Origin of the sequence: uncultured Comamonas sp., from assembly GCF_964277875.1 — a bacterium.
Lineage (GTDB): Bacteria > Pseudomonadota > Gammaproteobacteria > Burkholderiales > Burkholderiaceae_C > Comamonas > Comamonas sediminis.
In genome coordinates, this window is the sequence record NZ_CAXYJV010000027.1 from 99591 (window position 1) to 124000 (window position 24410).

The 24410-nt window shown below is 65.5% G+C and carries 19 protein-coding genes; 10 read left to right on the top strand and 9 right to left on the bottom strand.

Features of this window, described 5'->3' with window-relative positions; all coding sequences use genetic code 11:
- Positions 1 to 69: 69 nt before the first annotated feature.
- Positions 70 to 1914 (bottom strand): flavin-containing monooxygenase, encoded by a 1845-nt coding sequence (locus ACHWUQ_RS10440; protein ID WP_394681072.1) that lies wholly within the window; start codon positions 1912 to 1914, stop codon positions 70 to 72.
- A gap of 281 nt (positions 1915 to 2195) precedes the next feature.
- Here ACHWUQ_RS10440 and ACHWUQ_RS10445 point away from each other — a divergent pair, with 281 nt between their 5' ends.
- Positions 2196 to 4160, top strand: coding sequence for a sigma-54-dependent Fis family transcriptional regulator (locus ACHWUQ_RS10445; protein ID WP_394681073.1), 1965 nt, complete (start codon positions 2196 to 2198; stop codon positions 4158 to 4160).
- A gap of 117 nt (positions 4161 to 4277) precedes the next feature.
- Entirely contained in the window at positions 4278 to 4517 is a 240-nt protein-coding gene (locus tag ACHWUQ_RS10450) for a hypothetical protein (protein WP_394681074.1), read from the top strand.
- Between the two features lie 30 nt (positions 4518 to 4547).
- On the opposite strand, the gene ACHWUQ_RS10455 is transcribed toward ACHWUQ_RS10450, so the two are convergent.
- The 7 genes from ACHWUQ_RS10455 to ACHWUQ_RS10485 form a co-directional block, all read right to left on the bottom strand.
- A complete protein-coding gene (locus ACHWUQ_RS10455; protein WP_394681075.1) occupies positions 4548 to 5552 on the bottom strand; it encodes a virulence RhuM family protein in 1005 nt (334 codons plus the stop codon).
- A gap of 367 nt (positions 5553 to 5919) precedes the next feature.
- A complete protein-coding gene (locus ACHWUQ_RS10460; protein ID WP_133856691.1) occupies positions 5920 to 7644 on the bottom strand; it encodes a biotin carboxylase N-terminal domain-containing protein in 1725 nt (574 codons plus the stop codon).
- A gap of 178 nt (positions 7645 to 7822) precedes the next feature.
- The gene (locus ACHWUQ_RS10465; protein WP_394681090.1) at positions 7823 to 9415 is read right to left on the bottom strand and encodes a carboxyltransferase domain-containing protein; all 1593 of its coding nucleotides are present in this window, start codon (positions 9413 to 9415) and stop codon (positions 7823 to 7825) included.
- 14 nt (positions 9416 to 9429) lie between these two features.
- Positions 9430 to 10206, bottom strand: coding sequence for a LamB/YcsF family protein (locus ACHWUQ_RS10470; protein WP_394681076.1), 777 nt, complete (start codon positions 10204 to 10206; stop codon positions 9430 to 9432).
- 22 nt (positions 10207 to 10228) lie between these two features.
- Positions 10229 to 10897, bottom strand: coding sequence for a pyroglutamyl-peptidase I (pcp, locus tag ACHWUQ_RS10475; protein WP_239810093.1), 669 nt, complete (start codon positions 10895 to 10897; stop codon positions 10229 to 10231).
- A gap of 25 nt (positions 10898 to 10922) precedes the next feature.
- Positions 10923 to 11879: a DUF979 domain-containing protein gene (locus ACHWUQ_RS10480; protein WP_239810092.1), complete on the bottom strand. Its 957-nt coding sequence runs from the start codon at positions 11877 to 11879 to the stop codon at positions 10923 to 10925.
- A complete protein-coding gene (locus ACHWUQ_RS10485) occupies positions 11876 to 12610 on the bottom strand; it encodes a DUF969 domain-containing protein (RefSeq protein WP_394681077.1) in 735 nt (244 codons plus the stop codon). The genes ACHWUQ_RS10480 and ACHWUQ_RS10485 overlap by 4 nt, the downstream gene beginning before the upstream one ends.
- Before the next feature lie 314 nt (positions 12611 to 12924).
- On the opposite strand from ACHWUQ_RS10485, the gene ACHWUQ_RS10490 reads away from it, so the two are divergent.
- Positions 12925 to 13599, top strand: a complete 675-nt coding sequence (locus ACHWUQ_RS10490; RefSeq protein ID WP_312526256.1) for a GntR family transcriptional regulator — start codon at positions 12925 to 12927, stop codon at positions 13597 to 13599.
- Between the two features lie 323 nt (positions 13600 to 13922).
- Entirely contained in the window at positions 13923 to 15374 is a 1452-nt protein-coding gene (locus ACHWUQ_RS10495) for an aldehyde dehydrogenase (RefSeq protein WP_394681078.1), read from the top strand.
- A 38-nt stretch (positions 15375 to 15412) separates the two neighbouring features.
- Here ACHWUQ_RS10495 and ACHWUQ_RS10500 read toward each other — a convergent pair whose 3' ends face one another.
- Positions 15413 to 16477 (bottom strand): homocysteine S-methyltransferase family protein, encoded by a 1065-nt coding sequence (locus ACHWUQ_RS10500; protein WP_239810089.1) that lies wholly within the window; start codon positions 16475 to 16477, stop codon positions 15413 to 15415.
- A 288-nt stretch (positions 16478 to 16765) separates the two neighbouring features.
- Between ACHWUQ_RS10500 and recQ the strand changes: the two genes are divergently transcribed.
- The 6 genes from recQ to ACHWUQ_RS10530 all read left to right on the top strand — a co-directional run bounded on the left by recQ (position 16766) and on the right by ACHWUQ_RS10530 (position 24401).
- Positions 16766 to 18697: a DNA helicase RecQ gene (recQ, locus tag ACHWUQ_RS10505; RefSeq protein WP_394681079.1), complete on the top strand. Its 1932-nt coding sequence runs from the start codon at positions 16766 to 16768 to the stop codon at positions 18695 to 18697.
- Positions 18698 to 18810: 113 nt separating this feature from the next.
- The gene (locus tag ACHWUQ_RS10510) at positions 18811 to 19659 is read left to right on the top strand and encodes a hypothetical protein (RefSeq protein WP_239810087.1); all 849 of its coding nucleotides are present in this window, start codon (positions 18811 to 18813) and stop codon (positions 19657 to 19659) included.
- Positions 19660 to 19798: 139 nt separating this feature from the next.
- Positions 19799 to 20428: an ATP-binding cassette domain-containing protein gene (locus ACHWUQ_RS10515; protein ID WP_394681080.1), complete on the top strand. Its 630-nt coding sequence runs from the start codon at positions 19799 to 19801 to the stop codon at positions 20426 to 20428.
- Entirely contained in the window at positions 20425 to 21228 is an 804-nt protein-coding gene (locus ACHWUQ_RS10520; RefSeq protein ID WP_394681081.1) for an ABC transporter permease, read from the top strand. Before ACHWUQ_RS10515 ends, ACHWUQ_RS10520 begins: the two co-directional genes overlap by 4 nt.
- 61 nt (positions 21229 to 21289) lie before the next feature.
- On the top strand, positions 21290 to 23005 hold the full coding sequence (locus tag ACHWUQ_RS10525) for an acyl-CoA dehydrogenase family protein (protein ID WP_394681082.1): 1716 nt from the start codon (positions 21290 to 21292) through the stop codon (positions 23003 to 23005).
- Positions 23006 to 23018: 13 nt separating this feature from the next.
- Complete coding sequence (locus ACHWUQ_RS10530; protein ID WP_239810083.1) at positions 23019 to 24401, top strand: L-serine ammonia-lyase; 1383 nt, start codon at positions 23019 to 23021, stop codon at positions 24399 to 24401.
- Positions 24402 to 24410 lie beyond the last annotated feature (9 nt).

Sequence of the window (24410 nt, forward strand, 5' to 3'; positions counted from 1 at the left end):
CATCGGCCATAGCTGGCCGCCCTGTGCAATGTTGACATTCCGCAGCGGCGCGCTGGCCCCGCGCTGCGCTCAATGCCGGTGGTGCACCTGCTGCAGGCCGTAGACCGGGGTAGGCAGCCCCTCTTGCCGCGCCTTGAGCTGCAGCGCCAGGTACAGCGAATAGTGGCGCGACTGGTGCAGATTGCCCCCGTGGAACCACAGCTGCGGCTGCTGGGTGGGCTTCCACATATTGCGCTGCTCGCCCTCCCAGGGGCCTGGGTCCTTGGTGGTGTCCGATCCCAGACCCCAGACCTTGCCCACCCTGTCGGCCACCTCCTGGCTGATGAGGTCGGCCACCCAACCATTCATCGAGCCATAGCCGGTGGCATAGACCACCAGGTCGGCCGGCAGCTCGGTGCCATCGCTCAGCACTACGGCGTTTTCAGTGAGGTGGCTGATGCCCTTGTTCTTGCCCGCCTGCAACTTGATGCTGCCGTCGATCACCAGGTCGCAGGCCCCCACATCGATGTAGTAGCCCGAGGCGCGGCGCAGGTACTTCATGAACAGGCCCGATCCGTCATCGCCGAAATCGAGCATGAAGCCCGCCGCTTCCAGTTGGCGGTAGAACTCCGCGTCGCGCTCGCGGATGCGGTCGTACAGCGGCACCTGGAAGTCGGCCATGATGCGGTAGGGCAGTGACGCAAAGACCAGGTCTGCCTTCTTCGTGGTCATGCCGCTGGCCACGGCGCGCTCCGAGTACAGATCACCCAGGCCAATGTCCATCAGCGAATCGGAGCGCACGATGTGCGTGGACGAGCGCTGCACCATCGTCACATCGGCGCCATGCTCCCAGAGTGCGGCGCAGATGTCGTGGGCCGAGTTGTTGGCCCCGATCACCACCACCTTCTTGCCAGCATAGGCCTCGGGCCCCGAATGCTGCGACGAGTGCTGCTGCTCGCCCCGGAAGCGCTCCTGGCCTTCGATGCGGGGGATGTTGGCCTTGCCCGACATGCCGGTGGCAAACACCAGCTGCTTAGGGCGCAGTACCATCGTGCGGCCCTCGCGCTCCACCGTCACTTCCCACTCCTGGGCAGCCTCGTCGTAGCGCGCGCCCAGGCATTGGGTGGACGACCAGTAGTTCACCTCCATCACCCGGGTGTACATCTCCAGCCAATCGCCAATCTTGTCCTTGGGCGCAAACACCGGCCAGTGTTCGGGGAAGGGGATGTAGGGCAGGTGGTCATACCAGACCGGGTCGTGCAGGCACAGCGATTTGTAGCGGTTGCGCCATTGGTCCCCCGGGCGCGGCTGCCGGTCGATGACGATGTGCGACACGCCCAGCTGGCGCAACCGCGCACCCAGCGCAATACCGCCCTGGCCGCCGCCAATCACCAGCACATAGGGCTGGCGGCTTTCGCCCAGGGTCTCGGCCTCTTCCTGCTGGCGGTCCAGCCAGGTCTTGCGGCCCCGGCGTATGCCATGCTCGGCACCCATCGGGCGGCGCAGCCCCTGCGCTTCTTCAAAGCCCTTGAGCTCCTGGATGGTGGTCAGCAAGGTCCAGATGCGACCATCACGGATCCGCAGATGGCCCAGGCCCCGTGCATGGCGCGCATCCACCACCAGCCAGGCGCTCAGCACGCCATCGGCCTCCGTCACCTCTTCGTTCGGGTCCAGCTGCAGCAGCAACGGCGCGGCGGCATCCAGCTGCGCGGCCAGCATGTCGGCCACCTGTGCCGGGCCTTCGCAGGTCTTGAGGTTCCAGGTCAGCAGCACCAGGTCGCGCCAGAAGCAGTCTTGGGCAAACAACTGGCTGGCCGCCGCAAAATCGCGGGCGGCCAGCGCCTGGTTGAGCTGGTCCAGCAGGGCCTGGGCGCGGGCGGTGGGTGTGTCTGCAGCGGTAGCGGTGGCCATCGGGTTGGCAGTAGCGGTGGTCATGGCTTGTCTCCTTTTATGGGCGGTATCGCAGCGGCTCTGCGGCCGCAGCGTCAGCGTTTTTGCAAGCCCCATGCCAAACGGCCATGCTGCACTGCAACCTCCTTAGAGCATGGCAGCGCGCTGCGGGTTTGCCAGCAGCGCGCTGGCGCAGGCACTGCGGCAGCCGATGCAACACCTGTTGCATGCGCCTTTTTGCACTGCAGCATCTGTTGCGGGTAAGCCTGATTGGCAGCGCCAGGGTGCAGGCACAGAATCAGCCCGGTGATTGCAGGAGACCCGCCATGCCCATCCACAGCTATACCGCCCATGTCCAGGAGCTCGAAGCCTTTGGCATGGGCTACCCGCTGCACGGAGAGGCGCGCGACCGGGCTGTGCTGGGCAGCTGGCGCCGCTGCATTGACCAGCACCGGCTCGACCCGAGCCGCACCAGCGAAGCCCATATCGTGCCCGCCGGCCAGCTGCGCGCCCACCGCGAAGAGTCCGAACCGCTGATCCGCATTGCCCGCAGCGGGCTGGAGCGCCTGTACCAACAGCTCAAGGGCCTGGACTATGTATTGCTGCTGGCCGACCGCCATGGCGTGGCGGTGGATTTTCTGGGCCATGACAGCGATGCCAGCGACCTGCGCAGCGCCGGCCTCTACCTGGGCGCGCAGTGGCGCGAGGATGTCGCCGGCACCTCGGCCGTCGGCACCTGCCTGGCCACCGGCGAGGCGCTGACGGTGCACCAGAGCGACCATTTCGACTTCACCCATACGCGCCTGTCGTGCACCGCCGCGCCCATCTACGATCTGCAAGGCCAGCTCGCTGCGGTGCTGGACCTGTCGCTGCTGCGCTCGCCCGCCGCCCGCGCCAGCCAGCAGATGGCCTTGCACCTGGTCACCGCCGCCGTGCGCCGGGTGGAGCTGGCCAATTTGATGGCCCAATCGGGCAGCGACTGGGTGCTGCGCCTGGCGCAGTCGCCGGATTTTCTCGATGTCGATGCCGATGCGGCGCTCAGCATCGATGCGCGCGGCCGCATCCGCGCAATGACCCACGCCGCCAGCCGCATGCTGGCCTCCATCGCCGGGCTGAACTGGCGCCAGCAACCGCTGCTGACCGGCCAGCCGCTGGGCCGTTTTTTTGACACCGACCTGCAGGCCCTGCCGCAGTTGATGCGCAACCGCCCGGCGCAAGAGCGCATTCTGCGCGCCCGCGATGGGAGCATCTGGTTTGCCCATGCGCTGCCACCCCAGCCGCGCAGCAGCGCGCAGGCCAGCCCGCGCCCCAGCCTGCCCGCGCCGCTGCAGGCGCTCAACACCGGCGACGCCGCGATGGGCCAGGTGCTGCACAAGGCCGCCCGGCTGGCGCCGCAAGACCTGCCGGTGCTGCTGCAGGGCGAGACCGGCAGCGGCAAGGAATTTCTGGCCCGCGCGCTGCATGCCGCCAGCGGCCGCAGCGGTGCCTTTGTCGCCATCAACTGCGCCGCCATCCCCGAGGCGCTGCTGGAGAGCGAGCTGTTTGGCTACCTGCCCGGCACCTGGACGGGCGGCGCGCACAAAGGCCGCGCCGGCCTGGTCGAGGCCGCGCACCAGGGCAGCCTCTTCCTCGATGAAATCGGCGACATGCCGCTGGCGCTGCAGGCCAAGCTGCTGCGTGTGCTGTCCGAGTCGGAGATCACGCCGCTGGGCGCGCGTGCGCCACAGAAGGTCGATATCCGGGTCATCTCCGCATCGCACCGGCCGCTGGCCGAGCTGGTGCGCAGTGGCCAGTTCCGCGCCGACCTGCTCTACCGCCTGAACGCCGCCGAGCTGCAGCTGCCCGCCTTGCGCGAGCGCAGCGACCTGCTGGCCCTGGCCGGGCACATGCTCGCCGCCATAGGCTGCAGCCTGCGCCTGAGCGCGCCCGCACAGGCTGCCCTGCGCGCCCACCGCTGGCCCGGCAATCTGCGCGAGCTGCACAATGCGCTGCGCTACGCCGCCGCGCTGGCCGAGCAGCAGATCGACCTGGAGCACCTGCCCGATGCGCTGCAGTGCAGCCCGGCAGTGGCGCAGGGGCAGGACGCGGTTGGCGAAGCAAGCTTGGCAGGCGCCGCATGCGGCGGCCATGCCCTGCATGCCGCCACGCTGGAACAGGTACTCGCCCAGTGCCAAGGCAATGTCTCCGAAGCCGCCCGCCTGCTGGGCGTGAACCGCTCGACCATCCACCGCCGCATCCAGCGGCAACAGCTCAGCCGGGTGTTTGCCAGGCAGGACGGCGAGCGACCTTAAGGGTTCTCGTCGCGTGATGTGGCACCCGGGCGAACGCGGCAAGTACCCCGTCGTGACATGCGCCTGAGGGTCCTCGGTTAGGCTGGTGCCACCACCACCCTATCGCGTTGCTTGCCCATGCCCCGACACCGCTTTAACGTCTTTGGCCGCATCCTCGATCTGGAGCCCTGCCCCAGCGGCTGGCGCTGCTATGCCGTCGGCCAGGATGGCAAACGCGCTCCGGTTCAACTGGCGGTGCCCGCTGATCTGCCTGCCAGCGATCTCGGTCAGTACCTCTACGACATCTACCATGAGCTGGCGGCGGGCAGCCGGGGGGATGTGGTGGAGATTTCTGTTCAAGGTTCCAAAGGGGTCTAGCGCGGTACAGAGGCGGCTGCCTGATGGGCCTCAGTCCTTTTTCTGGCGTTGTTTGAGTTTGCTCGTCAAAGCTTGGAGATCGGCCTCATCCTGCTGGTCGGCCTGAATTGCTTCACGCATTCTGCGGTCTTGGTCGAACTGCTGGTATAGCGCATCGGTGCGCGCTTCCATCTGGTCGTGGCTGATCGTGCCAGCGTGGTTGAGCAAGGGAAAGCCATTGGAGGTAATGATCTGATCGACGTTCTGCTTCCAGAAAGCCATCGGCGTCTCACGCTTGCTCTTGGCCCGAAGTTCAGCGGTTTCCAGGAAGATGACCACCAACCGGTTCAAGGTGTCAACTTCATCTTCGCTCAGGTAGTTCTTGGCCACCACAATGTCTGCTTTGCGGACTTTGTCGCCCTTCCAAGCCAACAGGCCGAAATGCGGATCCGCCGAATCTGCCCGAGCCATGATCAGCTCGGCAGCGGTCTTGTCGGTCACAGCAAAGATCAACAGGTTCTGCACTGTCGCAAAAAACACCTGCGTTGCCTTGTCCGTTTTGTCGTAGTCGCTGGACAGCGCGAAGAGATCTCTCACCTTTTGGTAGAAGCGCTTTTCCGAGGCCCGAATGTCGCGGATACGGGCCAGCATTTCGTCAAAGTAATCTGGGCGACCATCCGGGTTCTTCAGCCGCTCGTCATCCATCACAAAGCCCTTGGTCAGATACTCCTTCAGAATGGTGGACGCCCAGCGGCGAAACTGCACCCCGCGTGGCGAGCGCACGCGGTAGCCGACCGCCAGAATGGCTTCGAGGTTATAGAGCTTGGTAAGGTAGTTTTTGCCGTCGGAGGCAGTTACCGAGGATTCCTCGGTAACTGAAGACGCCTCGATTTCCTCGTCAGCAAAGATGTTCTTGAGATGCAGCCCAATATTGTCGGTACTCACGTCAAATAGCTGGGCCATTTCACGCTGTGTGAGCCAGACCGTTTGGCCTTTGGTCCGCAGCTTGATCTGGCTGCGACCGTCTTCTGTAGTGTAGAGAATGAAGTCGCTCATGCTGCCTCCTTCTGGGATGGAAATAGCCGCCAACTACGCATGCAGTCAAGGCTGTCTTCATAGGTCAGCCTGCCCATACAGCTGTATTCGATGTGCTTTTTTTCGACGACCAGACTTGGGATTGCACAAGGCATATCGTGGAAGGAGAAAGATGAAGGCATGGACGCAAATCAATGAAGCGGGCGAATCCGCTAGATTGTGACAGGCCACTCCAGTCCGCAAGTTGGCTACTAGCCACGGTTCTGGAACGATACGTTCTGTCCGGGTAACTTTGCATCCTGCGCTGAAACATACGCAGCGCCCTAGCAACAAAAAAGCCGCGCAACCCAAAGGCTGCGCGGCGCTTGGCCTCCGTCAAAAAGACGGCTTAGTCGATGCGCGCAATCACTGCGCCAGCGGCCTGGTAGCTGCCCGCTTCCACCTTCAGGCTGATGCGGCCAGCGCGGGGGGCGTTGATCTGCATTTCCATCTTCATGGCTTCCATCACGGCGATCAGCTCACCCTCTTGCACGGTGGCGCCGTCAGCGACCTTCCAGGTGGTGAGGGTGCCGGCGGAGGCGGCCGTGACGGCCTTCTCGTCCACGGCTGCTTCCACGGGCGCTGGGGCAGCGCCAGGGGCCGACAGGCCGGACAGCAGGGAGGCGGGCAGGCCCAGCATCACGCGGCGGCCGTCGAGCTCAATGGCCACGCGCTGCAGGCCAGCGGTGGCGGCAGGCTGGGGACGGGTTTCGGGCTGGGCATCCCACTGGGGCATCAGCTCGGTTTCGATCCAGCGGGTGTGCACACCAAAGTGCTGGCCGTTGATGAAGTCGGCATGCGCCATCACGGCTTCATGGAAAGGCAGCACGGTCGGCACGCCTTCGATCTTGAACTCCTTGAGCGCGCGGCGTGCGCGTTGCACGGCCACTTCGCGGGTGGGGCCCCAGACGATCAGCTTGGCCAGCATCGAATCGAACTGGCCCGCCACCTGCGAGCCCGATTCGACACCGCTGTCGACGCGCACGCCGGGGCCCGATGGGGCCTCGAAGCGGGTCACCAGACCGGGGGCGGGCAGGAAGCCACGGCCCACGTCTTCGGCGTTGATGCGGAACTCAAACGCATGGCCGTGGGGGGCAGGCACCGTGGTATCGGCCAGCACTTCGCCTTCGGCCACGCGGAACTGCAGGCGCACCAGGTCGGTACCGGTGGTCTCCTCGGTCACAGGGTGCTCCACCTGCAAGCGGGTGTTGACTTCCAGGAACGAGATCGCGCCGCCCTGGCTCAGCAGGTATTCCACCGTGCCGGCGCCCACATAGCCAGCGGCCTGGCAGATCTCGCGGGCCGATTGGTGGATGCGTTCGCGCTGCGCGTCGGTCAGGAAAGGCGCTGGAGCCTCTTCGACCAGCTTCTGGTTGCGGCGCTGCAAGGAGCAGTCACGCGTGCCCAGCACCCGCACATTGCCGTGCTGGTCGGCCATCACCTGGGCTTCGATGTGGCGCGGCTTGTCCAGAAACTGCTCGACAAAGCACTCGCCACGGCCAAAGGCGGTCACGGCCTCGCGCACCGCCGCGCCATACAGCTCGTCGATGTCCTCGGCCTTCCAGATCACCTTGATGCCACGGCCACCACCGCCGAACGCAGCCTTGACCGCAATCGGCAGGCCATGGTCACGTGCAAAGGCATGCACCTCGGAGACATCCTTGACCGGCTCGGGCGTGCCTGCCACCAGCGGCGCACCCACGCTCAGCGCCAGCTTGCGCGCCTGTACCTTGTCGCCCAATTGCTCGATGGCCGAAGGCGGTGGGCCCACCCAGGTCAGGCCGGCACCGATCACGGCGCGGGCAAAGGCGGCGTTTTCCGACAGAAAGCCGTAGCCTGGGTGCACCGCATCTGCGCCGCTCTTTTGCGCCACTGCAATCAGCTTGGCGATGTCCAGATAGGTCTCTGCCGGGCGCTGGCCTTCAAGCGCATAGGCCTCATCGGCCATGCGCACATGCAGCGCGTCGATATCGGCATCGGCATACACCGCCACGCTCTTGAGGCCGTGGTCCGTGCAGGCACGAATAATGCGGACGGCGATCTCGCCACGGTTTGCAATCAATACTTTTTTCATGGCTGAGACTCCGAGCAACCAAACATCGACAGAGAAGCGAGATCGCCGCAGCCTGCTGCGCAGGCACTGCAATGTAGAGAAACCGCCGCTGCGCGTCTGTTTTCGCCTCTATTAGCAATCAGAACTTTTTTCATAGCTATATCCATTCAAGAACGGGCGCGCACGCCCTGTTCAACACTCAGCCCACCAGATCCGCGAAGGGCGCCAGGGGGCGGAATTGCAGCCAGCCACCGACGGGCACTTGCGCGGCCAGGTCCAGGTGGTAGGAGGCAATGCAGGCGATGACCGGGTAACCACCGGTCAAGGGGTGGTCAGCCAGGAACAGCACGGGCTGGCCGCTGGCGGGCACCTGGATGGCGCCCAGGGCCGTGCCCTCGCTGGGCAGCTCCTGGGTTTGGCTGCGCACCAGTGCCTCTTCACCGGCCAGGCGCAAGCCCACGCGGTTGGACTGGGGGGTGACCTGCCAGCGCTGCGCGGCAAACAGGGCCACCGCCTCGGGGGTGAACCAGTCGGTGCGCGGGCCCATGACGACATCGAGCACCACCGTCTCACCGGCCTTGGGCAGTGCAGGCGGGTTCAGATCAGGGGCTTGCACCGCAGCGGCATCGCGTGCATCGCCGACGGCCAGGGTCTGGCCGGTGGTCAAGGCGGCAGGGCCGATGCGGGCCAGGGTGTCGGTGCTGGTGCTGCCCAGCACGGGCTCCACCAGCCAGCCCCCGCGCACCGCCACATAGCTGCGCACGCCGCTGTCGGGCTCGCCCAGCTGGATCACATCGCCATCGTTCAAGGCAATGGCCGCATTGCGTTCGGCCTGCCAGGCAGCGCCGCTGGCGCTGCGCACGGTCAGGGGGCCGGTGGCGCCAGTGACGGCTACCACGGTGGCCCCCAGGCTTTGCAGCTGCAGGCCTGCAGCGACGGACTCCAGCACCGATTGGCGCGCATCGTTGCCCACCAGGCGGTTGGCACGGCGCATCGCGCCCTGGTCCAGCGCACCGGCGGCCGATACGCCCTGGCCCGCCTGGCCGGCGCGGCCGGCGTCCTGCACCAGGGTCTGCAAGCCGGTGGCACGCACACGCATGCCGGCGCCGGTATGCTCAGCCGCTGCGGGGGCCTGGGCCTGCGCCGCGGATTGCTGCTTCAGCAAGGCCTGGCCAGCCGCAGTGCTGGCATCGACAAAGCGCACCAGCATGCCCGGCTGCAGCAAGGCAGGCGGGTTGCGCAGCAGGTCCCACATGGGCACCTCGGTGCGGCCCAGCAGCTGCCAGCCGCCGGGGGTGTCATTGGGGTAGACGGCACTGAAGGTGCCGGCAATCGCCACCGAGCCCGCAGGCACCTTGGTGCGCGGCGTGCTGCGGCGCGGCACGTTCAGGCTCGGGTCGCCACCGGTCAGGTAGGCAAAGCCGGGCGCAAAGCCGCAAAAGGCCACGCTGTAATCGCTACCGCTGTGGCGGCGAATCAGCTCGGGCACATCAATGCCCAGGATCTGCGCCACATCGGCCAGGTCCTCGCCGTCGTAGTGCACAGCAATCTCGACACGCTGGCCGGCGCTGCGGGCCTGGCGGCCCAGGCGCAATGCGGCCATATGGCGCTGCAGGTCGGCAGCACTGGTCTGCCAGCGGTCGAACGAGACCAGGATGGTGCGCGCAGCGGGCACCAGCTCCTGCACGCCAGCGGGCAGCTCGGCCTGCAGTGCGGCCAGCAGGTCCAAGGTGTGCTCCAAGTCCTGCAGCTCCACCAGCATGCTCTGGTCGCTCACGGGCAGAAAGCGCATCGTGCGTTCGTCGCTCATGCGCCCGCCTTGTCCATGAAGGAGCGGATCTGCACACCTGCGGCCTGCAGGTGCTCACGCACCGCCTTGGCCATGGCCACCGCGCCGGGGCTGTCGCCATGCACGCAGATGGAATCGGCCTGCACCTCGACCACGGAGCCATCATTGGCCTGCACCGTGCCTTGCTGCACCAGCTGCAGCATGCGCTGGGCGACCATCTCCGGGTCGTGCAGCACAGCGCCTGGCTCGCGGCGCGATACCAAGGTGCCTTGCGGGGTGTAGCCCCGGTCGGCAAAGGCCTCGGCGATCACCGTCAGGCCCGCGTCGCGTGCCCATTGCATCAGCGGCGAGCCGGCCAGCACCACCAGCGCCAGCTGGCCGCCCACGGCCTGCATGGCCTCGATCACGGCAGCGGCCTGGCGGCGGTCCTGAGCAATGGTGTTGTACAGCGCGCCATGGGGTTTGACATAGCGCACCGTGGTGCCTGCCGCAGCGGCCAGGCCTTGCAGCGCGCCAATCTGGTAGATCACGTCGCTCACCAGGTCGGCATGGGCCACATCCATGTTGCGGCGGCCAAAACCGACCAGGTCGCGGTAGGCCACATGGGCACCGACCACGACGTTGCTGGCCTTGGCTTTTTTCAAGGTATCGAGAATGCCAGCCGGATCGCCTGCATGAAAACCGCAGGCCACGTTGGCGCTGCTGACGATGGACAGCATGGACGCATCGTCGCCCATGGTCCATGCACCCAGGCTCTCGCCCAGATCGCTGTTCAAATCCATGGTGAGGGACATGGTGCTACCTTTCTTATGAATTTCAATGGAGTTGGCCTGCGCTCAGTTGCAGATCCTGCTGCTCAGGATCATGCCGCAGCACGGCCGCAATCAGCGCTTCAATACCCTTGCACTGCGTCTCCACCGCCATGCTCGGGGCGCCCGGCAGCGCCGCTGCCATCTCGGGCAGGTAGGGCACATGCACAAAGCCGCCGCGCGTCTGTGCCCAGGCGGGCACCGTGTTCAGGCGGTGCATCAGGCCGTAGAAGACATGGTTGCAGACAAAGGTGCCGGCGGTGTTGCTCACCTCGGCAGGCACACCGGCTGCACGCATGGCAGTCACGGCCTGCTTGATGGGCAGGCGCGCAAAATAGGCCGCAGGGCCATCGGGGGTGACGGCCACATCGATAGGCTGCTGGCCGGCGTTGTCGGCAATGCGGGCATCATCGACATTGATGGCCACGCGCTCGATCGACAGGGCCGTGCGGCCGCCGGCCAGGCCCAGCGCAATCACCAGGCTAGGCTGGTGCTGCTGCAGGGCTGCGTCCAGCGCATCCAGCGCCTTGCCAAACACACAGGGCAGCTGCACGCCAGCCACGCGCGCACCGTCAATGGTCTTGCCATCGAGCCTGCGGGCCACTTCCCACGCGGGGTTGAGGGGGGCTTTGTCAAAGGGCTCAAAGCCCAGCACCAGTACGGTTGTGTCGGTCATGCAGAGGTCCTGTGGGTGGCGGCGATCAGTGGTTCATCAAAAAGTACAGCAAAAACACGTTGCAGACCAGAATGCCCAGCGCCGTAGGCACCTGCGCCTTGATAACGGCATTGCGGTCCGGCAGCTCCAGCAGCGCCGCCGGCACGATGTTGAAGTTGGCCGCCATCGGTGTCAGCAAGGTGCCGCAGTAGCCCGAGAGCATGCCCACCGCGGCCATGATCGCTGGATCACCGTGGTACACGTTGATCAGCACGGGCACGCCCACGCCGCCGGTCATCACCGGGAAGGCCGCAAAGCCATTGCCCATGATGACGGTGAACAGCGCCATACCGACCACATAGACCACCACCGCCACAAAGCGCAGGTCCATGTTGATGTAGGTGGTGGTCACATGGGCCACGGCCTTGCCAACGCCCGCATCGGAGAACACCAGACCGAGCATGCCCAGCATCTGCGGCAGCACCATGGCCCAGCCCATCGCATCGACCAGGCGGCGCGATTCGCGCAGCGATTGCACCGGCGATTCGCGGGTCATCTTGCAGGCCATGGCCGCACCGATGATGCAGCCCAGTGCCAGGCTCACCAGGGTGGCGTTCTTGGGGTCGATCAGGAAGTTGCCGCCGATCTTGAAGTCCTTGAGCAGCACACTGCCGATCACCGTGACCACCGGGATCGCCAGCGCCGGCACAAACAGCTTGTTCTTCAGGCGCAGTGCGCTTTCCTTGTTCTCGGCATCGCTGCGCACTTGCGGCTTGCCACCGCCCACGCCCTTGACGAGCACGATCAGCGCCAGCACGACCACGCCGGCACCCACCACTTCAGGCGGCATCTTGTCGCCCAGCAGGAACATGACCGCATACAGGCCCCAGAACAGGCCGGTGGTCCAGCGCTTGGGGTTGCTGGCATCGAGCAGGTTGAAGACGGCCACGGCCGCCATGACCAGACCGGCCAGCCAATAGACTTGGGTGATGCTGAAAATCATGCTGCACCTCCTTCGCGGGTGGTCGATGCTGGGGCAGGCGCGTTGGCCATTTCCTTGGCGATGTACTGGTCCAGACGACGCAGGCGGTAGGAATGGATCAGGAACGCGCAGATGGCGGTCGGGATGCCCCATACGGCCACATGGATCGGCTCGACATCAATACCCGCCTCATGCAGGAAGGTGGTCATCAGCACGATCGCGCCAAAGGCCACAAAGATATCTTCGCCGAAGAACAGGCCGACGTTGTCGGTCGCGGCGCTGAAAGCGCGCAGGCGGTTGCGCAGTGCTTCGGGCAGCTTGCCGTAGCGGGTTTCGGTCGCGCCTTCAGCCATGGGGGCCAGCAGGGGACGCACCATCTGGGGGTGGCCACCCAGGCTGGTCAGGCCGATGGCAGCGGTCAGCTGGCGCGCGGCCAGGTAGACGATCAGCAGGCGGCCGGTGGTCGCCGACTTGATCTGGCCAATCCAGTTTTGCGCATGCTGGCGCAGCCCATGGCGCTCCAGCAGGCCGATCACGGCCAGCGGCAGCACCAGGATGAGCGGCAGATTGCGGGTTTTGACAAAGCCCGTGCCCAGCTCGGCCAGCACTTTCTGGACCGGGAAGCCCGCCAGCGCAGCGGTGACGATCGCCGTCACGACCACCACCACAAAGGGATTGAAGCGCAGGACGAATCCCACAATGATGACGGCCACCCCGAGGAGCGGCCAGAGGTTGACGATTGAGCTGTCCATGACAATACAAGGTTTGTTATAGGCACGGCCCCCAGGGACTGGGCACCGCATAGTTTTTGTTCAACAACCTATCTGTTTCACCAATGGTGAATGACAGTTTGTTGAACAATACAAAAGTTTAGCCAAACAAAATCAGCTTTCTCACCGGGAAAACCCGTACACATCTGCTTTCAAATAGCGATGTAGGCGAAATTCTCGTCTTTGTGGCGAAGAAAATCGCCAGACCGACCGATTCAGCAGCTGGGGCAATGCGCTGGGCCGGGCTACAGGCCACCGCTATCATGTGTATCAATCTCTGACTACCTGCGATCGCCATGAATGTTGCACTGCCTACCCTCTCGCTCAATGACCGCGTGGCCGAGCAGATCCGCGACCGCATCGTGCGTGGGGAATTCCAGCCCGGATCACGCCTGTCCGAAGTAGCACTGAGCGAAAGCCTGGAGATCTCGCGCAACACCTTGCGCGAGGTGTTCCGGCTGCTGACCAAGGAAGGGCTGCTGCGCCATCTGCCCAACCGGGGCGTGTTTGTCGCGATCCCATCGATGGCCTCCATCATGGATATCTACCGCGTGCGCCGCATGATCGAGTGCCAGGCGCTGCAGCAGGCCATACCGCAGCACCCGGCGCGCAAGGAGATGCGCGAAGCCGTCGCTGCGCAAAAGCAACTGCGCGAGGCCGGCCGCTGGGTGGAGGTGGGCACCGGCAATATGCGGTTCCACAAGGGCGTTGTGGCACTGGCCGACAGCGAGCGGCTCAACACCCTGTTCTCGCACCTGCTGGTGGAGCTGCGCCTGGCGTTTGGCATGCTGGGCGATGCCGAGTTCATGCATGCGCCCTACATCGACCTGAATGCCAACATCCTGGAACGCTTCGAGGCCGGGGACATGGAGCAGGCCGCCAAGCTGATGCATGACTACCTGACCCATTCCGAGCGCGTCCTGCTCAGCGTCTATGCCCGCCGCATGAGTGATGCGGGCATGGTGCTGTGATAGCTGCCTTGTGCAGCCAGACGCTGGGGGCATCAGCGGGCTGACGTTGAAGTCCTGGCGGCCATGGGCAGCTTCTCAGCACTGGATCGCCGTCGTTCTGCGCTGCTCGAACCGCCGATGGCTGCAGCGCACGCCGGCACACCCGCATTGCCTGCGCGTTGCAGCAACTGCGTGTGATCGATAGCATCAACAGCCTTGGCGCCCCACCCTCCCCTTGGACTGGCAGGCATTCATCAGCCCCTTGCCGGTGCGCAGGGATTGCCAGCCTGGTGGAGGATGTGCGCCTGACAGTGGATGAACGGCAGCGAACAGGAGACCCTGCAATGATTGAACAAAAGATGCTGATTGGTGGCCAGGCTTGCAACGCGGGCAATGCGGCGACGGTGGAGCGCAAGAATCCACTCGATGGCACCATCGCATCCCGCGCCCCCGCTGCTACAGTGGCCGATGCCATAAGAGCCTGCGAGGCCGCAGCAGCGGCTTTCCCGGCCTGGGCACAGCTGGGGCCCGGTGCGCGGCGCACGTTGCTGATCAAGGCTTCTGACACCCTGCACGCCAAGGGCGATGCCATTGCCGCAGCGATGGCATCCGAGACGGGGGCTTCGGGCCACTGGGCGGGCTTCAACGTCCATCTGGCCAGCAACATGCTGCTGGAGGCGGCATCCCTGACCACCCAGATCAGCGGCGAAGTCATCCCCTCCGATGTGCCAGGCAGCCTGGCCATGGCGGTGCGCCAGCCCGCCGGGGTGGTGCTCGGTATCGCGCCGTGGAATGCGCCGGTGATCCTGGCCGTGCGCGCTATCTCCACCGCGCTGGCCTGCGGCAACACGGTCATCCTCAAAGGCTCGGAATGGTGTCCGGCCACACACGGCCTGGTCATGGAGGCGCTGCAGGATGCCGGCTTGCCGCCCGGTGTGGTGAACTTCGTGACCAATGCGCCAGAGGACGCGGCCAGCATCGTCGAGGCCATCGTTGCCCACCCGGCGGTGCGCCGCGTCAGCTTCACCGGCTCAACGCGCGTGGGCCGCCTCATTGCGCAAACCTGCGCGCGCCACCTCAAGCCCGCGCTGCTGGAGCTCGGTGGCAAGGCACCCTTCATCGTGCTGGACGATGCCGACCTGGACGCCGCCGCCCGCGCCGCCAGCTTCAGTTCTTTTGCCAACTCGGGGCAGATCTGCATGTCCACCGAACGCTTGGTGGTCGACCAGCGCGTGGCCGATGCCTTTGTCGCCAAGCTGGCGGCCAGGGCTGCGGCGCTGCCCTTGGGCGATCCGCGCCAGGGGCCGGTGGTGCTGGGTTCGGTGGTGGGCATGGCGACCGTGGAGCGCTGCAACGCGCTGATCGACGATGCCGTGGCACAAGGCGCCACCATCGTCTGCGGCGGCAAGGCCGACAGCACGCTGATGCCTGCAACTCTGCTGGACGGCGTGACGCCAGCGATGCGCATCTACCACGAAGAGAGTTTTGGCCCGGTCAAGGGCATCGTGCGCGTGAACGGCGAAGACGAAGCCATTGCCTGCGCCAACGACAACGCGTTCGGCCTGTCATCGGCTGTGTTCACCCGCGACACCGCACGCGGCTGGCGCGTGGCGGCCCGCATCGAGGCGGGCATCTGCCACATCAACGGCCCCACCGTGCACGATGAAGCACAAATGCCGTTTGGGGGCGTCAAGGATTCGGGCTACGGCCATTTTGGCGGGCGCCAGGGTATCGATGCCTTCACCGACACCCGCTGGATCACCATGCAAACCACCGAGCGCCAGTACCCGTTCTAAACCCGATGGCCAGAACGGGCCGTGGCTGGCAAGGCGTCTTAGGCCGCAGCGGGGTAAAACAGCTTGCGCGCCGTCGCGCCCTGCACTGCCTGGGCAATCGCGCCAATGTGGTCGGGCGTGGTGCCGCAGCAGCCGCCCACGATGTTGACCAGGCCTTCGTCGGCAAACTCATGCACCAGGCGGCTGGTGATGTCGGGCGTCTCGTCAAAGCCGGTATCGCTCATCGGGTTGGGCAGGCCGGCATTGGGGTAGCAGCTGATGAAGGTATCGGGCGCGGCCTTGGCCAGCTCCTGCACATAGGGGCGCATCAGGGTCGCACCCAGCGCGCAGTTCAGCCCGATCGACAGCGGGTTGGCATGGCGCACGCTGTGCCAGAAGGCCGTCACCGTCTGGCCCGACAGAATGCGGCCCGAGGCATCGGTGACGGTGCCGCTGATCATGATCGGCAGCACCTCGCCGGTCTGCTCAAAAGCCTCATCGACCGCAAACAGCGCTGCCTTGGCGTTCAGCGTGTCAAAAATCGTCTCGACCAGGATCACATCGGCGCCGCCTTCGATCAAGGCCAAGGTCTGCTCCAGGTAGGCCTGGCGCAGCGCCTCAAAGGTCACATTGCGTGCGCCCGGGTCGTTCACATCGGGGCTGATGGAGGCGGTCTTGGGCGTGGGGCCCAAGGCGCCGGCCACATAACGCTTGTGCTCGGGCGTGCTGTACTTGTCGCAGGCCGCACGCGCCAGCTGGGCGCTCTTGAGGTTCATCTCATAGGCCAGGTCGGCCATGTGGTAGTCCTCCTGGGCAATCGTGGTCGCGCCAAAGGTGTTGGTCTCGATCAGATCGGCGCCAGCGGCCAGGTATTTTTCGTGGATGTCGCGGATCACATCGGGGCGGGTGAGCGACAGCAGCTCGTTGTTGCCCTTGACGTCGTAGCCAAAGTCCTTGAAGCGCTCGCCCACGCTGCCCGGGCCACTGTAGCCTTCGCCCCGGTACTGGGCCTCGCCCAGCTTGAAGCGTTGGATCATGGTGCCCATTGCGCCGTCGAGGATGACGAGGCGCTTGGCCAGGGTGGCGGGCAGTTCTTGGGCTCGGGTGTAGCGGGGCAGTGACATGGCGGCCATTGTAGGGCGGCGCCCACCGGCGCGTGGCGGCGGGGCGTTATTTGCCATACCGGCGCTGGTTGTATCGTGCCGGGGTGGCCGCCATGCACCTGCGCCACAAAACAGCCCGTTACCGCCCCACAAACCCCGCGCTGCCGTTGCAGCGCCCCAAAACGCGCACAATAGCGCTTTGCGCCTGCGCCCCGGCTCCGTGTCAGGGCGGCCCTTCTGGCCTGTTGACGATACCCCGCTTGCGCGGCCCTTTCAGGGGGCTGGCACAGCTGCCTTCTCTAGCAATTTGTGACTTCCCTCGCCCACACCGTTTTGCAGGATGCCTTTGGCTATGCGCATTTTCGCGGCTCGCAGCAAGCCATTGTTGACCATGTGATTGGCGGCGGCGATGCGCTGGTGCTGATGCCCACCGGCGGCGGCAAAAGCCTGTGCTACCAGATCCCGGCCATCGTGCGCCAGCAGCAGGGCCACGGCACCACCATCGTCATCTCGCCGCTGATCGCGCTGATGCACGACCAGGTCAGCGCCATGCACGAGATCGGTGTCGAGGCCGCCTTCCTCAACTCCACCCTCGACTACGACCAGACCCGCGATGTGGAGCTGCAGCTGCTGTCGGGCGGCATCACCTTGCTGTATGTGGCGCCCGAGCGGCTCAACACGCCGCGTTTTCTGGGCCTGCTCGATGAGTTGCATGCGATGGGCAAGCTGGCCTTGTTCGCCATCGACGAGGCGCATTGCGTCAGCCAGTGGGGGCACGACTTTCGGCCTGAGTACCGCGAGCTGACCGTGTTGCACCAGCGCTATGCCGGTGTGCCGCGCATTGCGCTTACCGCCACCGCCGATGCGCTGACCCGCGCCGACATCGTCGAGCGCATGCAGCTCGAATCGGCGCGCGTCTTCATCAGCAGCTTTGACCGCGCCAACATCCGCTACACCATCGTTGAGAAAAAAGACGCTACCGCCCAGTTGCTGCGCTTTATCGAGCGCGAGCACGATGGCGACGCCGGCGTCGTCTATTGCCTGTCGCGCAAGAAGGTGGAAGAGGTCGCGCAATCGCTGTGCGATGCCGGCATCAATGCCCTGCCCTACCACGCCGGCCTGGGCGCCGAGCTGCGCCAGCAGAACCAAAGCCGCTTTCTGCGTGAAGAAGGCATTGTGATGGTGGCCACCATCGCGTTCGGCATGGGCATCAACAAGCCCGATGTGCGCTTTGTCGCCCATGTGGACATGCCCAAGAACATCGAGAGCTACTACCAGGAAACCGGCCGGGGCGGGCGCGACGGCCTGCCCGCCGATGCCTGGATGGCCTATGGCTACCGCGATGTGGTCAGCCAGCGCAGCATGATCGACGAAAGCCCGGCGGGCGATGCCTTCAAGCAGGTGATGCGCGGCAAGCTTGACGCGCTGCTGGGCCTGGCCGAGGCCACCGACTGCCGGCGTGTGCGCCTGCTGGCCTATTTTGACGAGGTCTACGGCCAGGGCGGTGACTACGACTCGGCCCACCCCGAGGCCTCCGTCGCATCCGCCGAGAAGGCGCCACGCTACCGCTGCGGCAACTGCGACAACTGCCTGAGCCCACCCAAGACCTGGGACGGCACCGATGCCGCGCGCAAGCTGCTGTCCACCATCTACCGCGCCCATTCGGCCAGCCAGATCACCTTTGGCGCCAGCCATATCCTCGACATCGTGCGCGGCAAGGAAACCGACAAGGTGCGCCAGTTTGGTCACCAACAGCTGAGCACCTTTGGCCTGTGCCAGGACTACACCGAGCCCCAGCTGCGCGGCGTGTTGCGCCAGCTGCTGGCCATTGGCGCCCTGGCCACCCACAAGGTGCAGACCGAGGCCGGCTACAGCTTCGAGACCCTCACCCTGTGCGACGGCTCACGCGCCGTGCTGCGCGGCGAGCAAACTGTGGAGCTGCGCGAAAGCACCGCCGAGCGCAGCCCCAGCAAACGCCAGCGCAGCACCAAACCCGCCGTCGCCGCGCAAAACCTGGGCCCCGACGAACAGGTCCGCTTCATCAACCTCAAGGCCTGGCGCACCGAAGTGGCCAAGGAGCACAACGTGCCCGCCTACGTGGTCTTCGCCGACGCTACCTTGGCGGCCATCGCCCAGCGCAACCCGCAGAGCCTGGATGAGCTGCAGGGCGTGAGCGGGATTGGGGTGAAGAAGCTGGAGGCATATGGGGAGGCGGTGTTGAAGGTGTGTAGCGCCGACTAGTCCCAAATATTGTTGTTGCAATGCAAACAAAGTAGAACCGGTGCTTCTATTTTGTAAAGCTATGATCTAATGCCGTTTTGATTGCTGAAAACTATTAACGGAAAGATGGACATATGCTGAAAAAATGGATTGCAATCGGCGCTCTGCTGGGCAGCAGCATGGCCCAGGCTTACATGCCCCAGTCGGGCACCTGGGTGGTTACCAGCGAACTCAATGGCAAGCCCGGTCGCGGCTTGGCTATTGATGTGCAGGGCCAGACACTGGTCATGCAGATGTATGCCTACGACGCCTCCGGCAACGCCACCTTCTATCTGACGTCCGGTGCTTACAAGAACAACCAGTATTCCGGCACCTTGAACAAGTACCGTGGCGGCCGCTACCTGGGCAGCAGCGAACGCATTGGGCAGGAGAACGGCAACGATGGTGTCGTGTCGATGCGTTTCGAATCCGGCACCAAGGGCTACATCAGGTTCCCCGGCGAAGCAGAAAAGGAGATCTCCCGCTTCAGCTTCGGCTATGACAAGAGCCCGCAAAGCCTGTATGGCATGTGGTTGTTCACCCCGTTGGGGACCAGCACTCCCCGGTCGGATGTGGTCAAACTGCAAAAGCTGGTCGCGGGAAGCGGGTATGGCACCGGCTTTGTGACGACGGCAGACAATCGTTTCGCTTGCGAAAATGTGACCAGCGGCCCGAATGCAGGCTTGGTGGTCTGCATCAAGTTCAACATTGCCGATCGCGTGGAACAGGTCTACTACTTCGACTACAAGGTCAATGATGGCGAAGGCTATACAGGCACCTCGGCAGCTACCGCCACCAACCTGCTGATTGTTCGCCGCCTGACCACCAGCACTGATGACGGTACCGGAATCACGTTCAAGAGCGACGAAAGCGCCCCACCCGCCGATCTCGATGCGCTGCGCCAGGCTTTTGAAGCTGTTGTGGCAGAGCCTATCGAGCAATAATCCCTCACGGCACCGCTCTCCAAGAAGCCAGCAGCCACCCAGGCTTGGGTGCTGCTGGCTTTTCTGCTGGTGAGCAAAACGCTCATCCATCGCGTACGGTGGACCCGACTCCGCAAGCCCAGCGCTACACTCAGCCACCATGCCAGCCTCTCAGCCCAGCCGCCTGTCCATCCGCGCTCTGCAAAGCCCCATCAGCGGGCCCTGCTCGCTGGAGTTGGGCGCAGGCGAATGCATCGCCGTCATGGGCGCATCGGGGGCCGGCAAATCGGTGCTGTTGCGGCTGATTGCCGACCTGGACCCGGGCAGCGGTGAGGTGCTGCTCAACGGCCAGCCGCGCAGCGCCTTCAGCGGCCCGGCCTGGCGCCAGCAGGTGATGTACCTGGCGGCAGAGCCCGCTTGGTGGGGGGCGACGGTGATGGAACACTTCCCGCCGGGCTCGCAATCGGCGCTGTTGGAGATGGCCAGCGAACTGGGGCTGCGCCAGGGCTTCATTGATATTCCGCTGACCCAGCTGTCGACCGGAGAGCGCCAGCGCCTGGCCTTGCTGCGCGGACTGCTGCGCCAGCCCCAGGTGCTGCTGCTTGATGAGCCCACGGCTGCGCTCGATGACACGTCGGTCGCTGCGGTGGAGCAATTGCTGCAGCGCTGCCAGCAGCAGGGCTTGAGCCTGCTGTGGGTGACCCATTCGCAGGCCCAGGCGGCCCGCGTCGGCCAGCGCTGCATGCAACTGGTAGACCACCAGCTGCTGCCAATGGAGGCTGCGCAATGAACCCGGCCATCCATCTGCAGCCCAGCGATCTGCTGGTGGGCGCGGCGCTGGTGCTGGCCGCTGCAGGCGCATCCTGGGCGATGCGCCTGCAGCTGCAGCGCCAGGTGCTGTGGGCATCGCTGCGCATGGTGGTGCAGCTGCTGCTGGTGGGCTATGTGCTGCGGCTGGTGTTCCAGCAGGCGCACCCGGGCACCACCTTGGTCGTGGTGCTGGTGATGGTGGCCGCTGCCGCGCGCGAGGTCGCGGTGCGGCCGCACCAGCGCTTGTCCGGCGGGGGCAACTACCGCATTGCGGGCCTGGTGGTCGCGCTGTCGAGCCTGTCGACCGTGGTGCTGGCGCTGATGACCGCCGTGCGGCCCGACCCCTGGTTTGATGCGCGCTATGCGATTCCGCTGATGGGCATTGTGCTGGGCAGCGTGCTCAATGCCGCCAGCCTGGGGCTGGACAGTTTCTTTGACGGCGTGCGCACCGGCCGCGCCGCCATCGAGGCCCAGCTGGCGCTGGGTGTTTCCTTGCGCCGGGCGATGGCGCCGCACACCCGTGCGGCCATCCGCCGGGGGCTGATCCCCATCATCAACCAGATGTCGGCCGCCGGGCTGATCACTCTGCCGGGCATCATGACCGGCCAGATCCTGGGCGGCATGGACCCGCTGGAAGCCGCCAAATACCAGATTCTGTTATTGCTGCTGCTGACCTTTGCCGGCGCGCTGGCCGCTGCCGGCAGCGTGCTGCTGGCCGCCCGGGCGCTGGGTGATGAGCGCCAGCGCCTGCGGCTGGACCGGCTGAACGCCACACGCTGACCGCTTTTGCGTTGCTGCTGCGCCGTTCCTAGAATGGAGGAACACATCTGGGAGAGCAGCCATGGCAGAGCGCGACAAGGACAACCTGGTGGATGAGCTGGTCGGCTACGACCCGCTGGGCAGCGATCCGGCCTTGCAGGCCGCGCTGGCGCGTGCGCAGGCCCACCCCTGGCTGCCGGGCTTGCAGCAGCATGCGCGCACCGTGGGCAGCGCGGCCTTTGCGCAGTTAGCCGACCAGGCCAACCGCCACCCGCCGCAATTGCAGCAGTGGGATGCACGCGGACGGCGCATCGACCAGGTGGAGTTTCACCCCGCATGGCACCAGGTGCTGGCGCACTACCGCGCGCAGCAACTGATCGACATGCCGTTTGCCGATACACCGGAAGATGCAGCAAGCGGCCGCTGGACAGCCTGGGCCGCCGGCTTTTACCTGCATGGCCAGGCGGAGGCGGGCAGCCTCTGCCCCGCAACGATGACGACGGCAGCCATCCCGGTGCTGCGCAAGGAGCCCGCGCTGTGGGCACAGATCGCGCGCGGCATCAGCAGCGCCGAGCATGACGCGCGTGATGCACCGGTGGCAGACAAAACAGCTTTGTGGGTGGGCATGGGCATGACCGAAAAGCAAGGCGGATCGGATGTGCGCAGCAACACCACCGTGGCCTACCCGCTGGATGCCGCAGGCGGCGGGCGCGGCGCCGCCTACCGGCTGCAAGGCCACAAATGGTTTTACTCGGTGCCGACGGCCGATGCGCACCTGGTGGTGGCACGCATGGCCAGCAGCGCGCACGACGCCGATGCGCTGCAGGCACCGCTGGCCTGCTTCTGGGTGCCGCGCTGGCGGCCCGATGGCAGGCGCAACAGCGTGCTGGTGCAGCGCCTCAAGGACAAGGTGGGCAACCGCAGCAATGCCAGCAGCGAGGTGCTGTTTGACGACGCCTATGGCGTACTCGTGGGTGAGGAAGGCCGGGGCATTGCCACCATCATGGAGATGGCCACCATCACGCGGCTGTGCTGCGTGCTGGGCAGCAGCGCGCTGCTGCGCCAGGCCACCGTGCAGGCCCTGTGGTCTGCCCGGCACCGCCAGGCCTTTGGTGCGGCCTTGGCGGCGCAGCCGCTGATGCAATCGGTGCTGGCCGACCTGGCGCTGGAGAGCGAAGCGGCGCTGCTGCTGGCCATGCGACTGGCACAGGCCTTTGAAGACAGCAGCGCCCCAGGCCAGACCACGGCGCTGGCCTGGCAGCGCATCATGACACCGGCGGCCAAGTTCTGGGTCTGTAAACGCGCCATTGCCTGCAGCGCCGAGGCGATGGAAGTGCTGGGCGGCAACGGCTACACCGAGAGCTCGGCGCTGGCCCGCATCTACCGCGAAGCGCCCGTCAATTCGATCTGGGAGGGCTCAGGCAATGTGATGTGCCTGGATGTGCTCAAGGCGCTGCAGCGCGAGCCCGCGTTGCGTGATGGACTGTGGCAGGACCTGCAGCGCATGGCAGCGGATGACCTGGCGATGGCGCAAGCACTGCAGCGCCTGCACACCCAGTGGCAGGCGATGGCGCAGGATGCCTGGGCGCAGCAGGCGCAGGCGCGCCAATGGGTGCAGCAGCTGGTGCTGGTGGCGCAGGCGGGCCTGATGCGGCAGCACGCCGCGCCCGCGCATGCCGATGCCTTTGTGGCCAGCCGCCTGGGGCCGCATGCCCACCTGGGCGTGATGGGTGCTTTTCCCCTTGCCAAGGCCCAAATCAGCGCTATCCTCGGCGCCAGTCTGCAGTTGCAACATTGACCGGAAAGTAGCCATGGCCGTCAGCGTGTTTGATTTGTTCAAGATCGGTATCGGGCCCAGCAGCTCGCACACCGTCGGCCCGATGCGCGCCGCGCACGCCTTTGTGCAGCGCCTGCAGCGCCAGGGGGCGCTGGCGCAGGTGGCCCGCCTGCGCTGCCAGCTGTTTGGCTCGCTGGGCGCTACCGGTATCGGCCACGCCAGCGACCGCGCCGTGATCCTCGGGCTGGCCGGCCATGCGCCCGATACGGTGGACGTGAACGCCGTCGATGCCATCATTGCCCAGGTCAACAACAGCCAGCAGCTGCTGCTCAATGGTGAGCAGCGCATCGTGTTCGACCCCGCCACCGACCTGCTCCTGATTGGCGCGGTGAGCCTGCCTTTTCACCCCAACGGCATGCGCTTTGAGGCCTGGGATGCCCAGCATGAACTGGTTGATGCGCAAGCCTACTACTCGGTGGGCGGCGGCTTTATCGTCAGCGAAGAAGCGGCCCACGATGCCGAGCGCCAGCAAGCGATTGCACCCGATACCGATGTGCTGCCCCTGCCCTTTCACAGCGCCGCGCAGCTGCTGCAACTGGCGCATGACCACCAGCAGCCCATTGCGCAGATCATGCGCACCAATGAGCGCCACTGGCGCAGCGATGCCGACATCGACAGCGGCCTGCGCAAGATCTGGCAGGCGATGCAGGACTGCGTGCAACGCGGCTGCAGCACGCAAGGCCGCCTGCCTGGTGGACTGAACGTGAAGCGCCGCGCCGCAGGCTTTTACGAAGGCCTGACCCAGCATGCGAACACCGATCCGCTGGAGGTGATTGACTGGGTGAACCTGTTTGCGCTGGCCGTGAATGAAGAAAACGCCGCCGGTGGCCGCGTGGTGACCGCACCCACCAATGGCGCCGCCGGCATTGTGCCGGCCGTGCTGCACTATTACTGGCGCTTTGTACCCGGCGCTACCGAAGCCGGGGTGGTGGACTTTTTGCTGACTGCCGGCGCGATCGGCATTCTGTACAAGGAGAACGCCTCGATCTCCGGCGCCGAAGTGGGTTGCCAGGGCGAAGTGGGCGTGGCCTGCTCAATGGCGGCCGCCGGCCTGTGCGCCGTGCTGGGCGGCACCCCCGCGCAGGTGGAGAATGCCGCCGAGATCGGCATGGAGCACCACCTGGGCCTTACCTGCGATCCGGTCGCCGGCCTGGTGCAGGTGCCCTGCATCGAGCGCAATGCACTGGCCGCCGTCAAGGCCATCAATGCAGCACGCATGGCGCTGCGCGGCGACGGCTCGCACATCGTCAGCCTGGACAAGGTGATTGCAACGATGCGCGCCACCGGCGCCGACATGATGAGCAAGTACAAGGAAACCTCGCTGGGCGGCCTGGCGGTGCACATCGTCGAATGCTGAGGGCGCTGG

Bases quoted from the DNA above. Each gene is read 5' to 3' on its own strand.
- ACHWUQ_RS10440 (WP_394681072.1), bottom strand. From the start codon at position 1,914: ATGACCACCGCTACTGCCAACCCGATGGCCACCGCTACCGCTGCAGAC.
- ACHWUQ_RS10445 (WP_394681073.1), top strand. From the start codon at position 2,196: ATGCCCATCCACAGCTATACCGCCCATGTCCAGGAGCTCGAAGCCTTT.
- ACHWUQ_RS10450 (WP_394681074.1), top strand. From the start codon at position 4,278: ATGCCCCGACACCGCTTTAACGTCTTTGGCCGCATCCTCGATCTGGAG.
- ACHWUQ_RS10455 (WP_394681075.1), bottom strand. From the start codon at position 5,552: ATGAGCGACTTCATTCTCTACACTACAGAAGACGGTCGCAGCCAGATC.
- ACHWUQ_RS10460 (WP_133856691.1), bottom strand. From the start codon at position 7,644: ATGAAAAAAGTATTGATTGCAAACCGTGGCGAGATCGCCGTCCGCATT.
- ACHWUQ_RS10465 (WP_394681090.1), bottom strand. From the start codon at position 9,415: ATGCGCTTTCTGCCCGTGAGCGACCAGAGCATGCTGGTGGAGCTGCAG.
- ACHWUQ_RS10470 (WP_394681076.1), bottom strand. From the start codon at position 10,206: ATGTCCCTCACCATGGATTTGAACAGCGATCTGGGCGAGAGCCTGGGT.
- pcp (WP_239810093.1), bottom strand. From the start codon at position 10,897: ATGACCGACACAACCGTACTGGTGCTGGGCTTTGAGCCCTTTGACAAA.
- ACHWUQ_RS10480 (WP_239810092.1), bottom strand. From the start codon at position 11,879: ATGATTTTCAGCATCACCCAAGTCTATTGGCTGGCCGGTCTGGTCATG.
- ACHWUQ_RS10485 (WP_394681077.1), bottom strand. From the start codon at position 12,610: ATGGACAGCTCAATCGTCAACCTCTGGCCGCTCCTCGGGGTGGCCGTC.
- ACHWUQ_RS10490 (WP_312526256.1), top strand. From the start codon at position 12,925: ATGAATGTTGCACTGCCTACCCTCTCGCTCAATGACCGCGTGGCCGAG.
- ACHWUQ_RS10495 (WP_394681078.1), top strand. From the start codon at position 13,923: ATGATTGAACAAAAGATGCTGATTGGTGGCCAGGCTTGCAACGCGGGC.
- ACHWUQ_RS10500 (WP_239810089.1), bottom strand. From the start codon at position 16,477: ATGTCACTGCCCCGCTACACCCGAGCCCAAGAACTGCCCGCCACCCTG.
- ACHWUQ_RS10510 (WP_239810087.1), top strand. From the start codon at position 18,811: ATGCTGAAAAAATGGATTGCAATCGGCGCTCTGCTGGGCAGCAGCATG.
- ACHWUQ_RS10515 (WP_394681080.1), top strand. From the start codon at position 19,799: ATGCCAGCCTCTCAGCCCAGCCGCCTGTCCATCCGCGCTCTGCAAAGC.
- ACHWUQ_RS10520 (WP_394681081.1), top strand. From the start codon at position 20,425: ATGAACCCGGCCATCCATCTGCAGCCCAGCGATCTGCTGGTGGGCGCG.
- ACHWUQ_RS10525 (WP_394681082.1), top strand. From the start codon at position 21,290: ATGGCAGAGCGCGACAAGGACAACCTGGTGGATGAGCTGGTCGGCTAC.
- ACHWUQ_RS10530 (WP_239810083.1), top strand. From the start codon at position 23,019: ATGGCCGTCAGCGTGTTTGATTTGTTCAAGATCGGTATCGGGCCCAGC.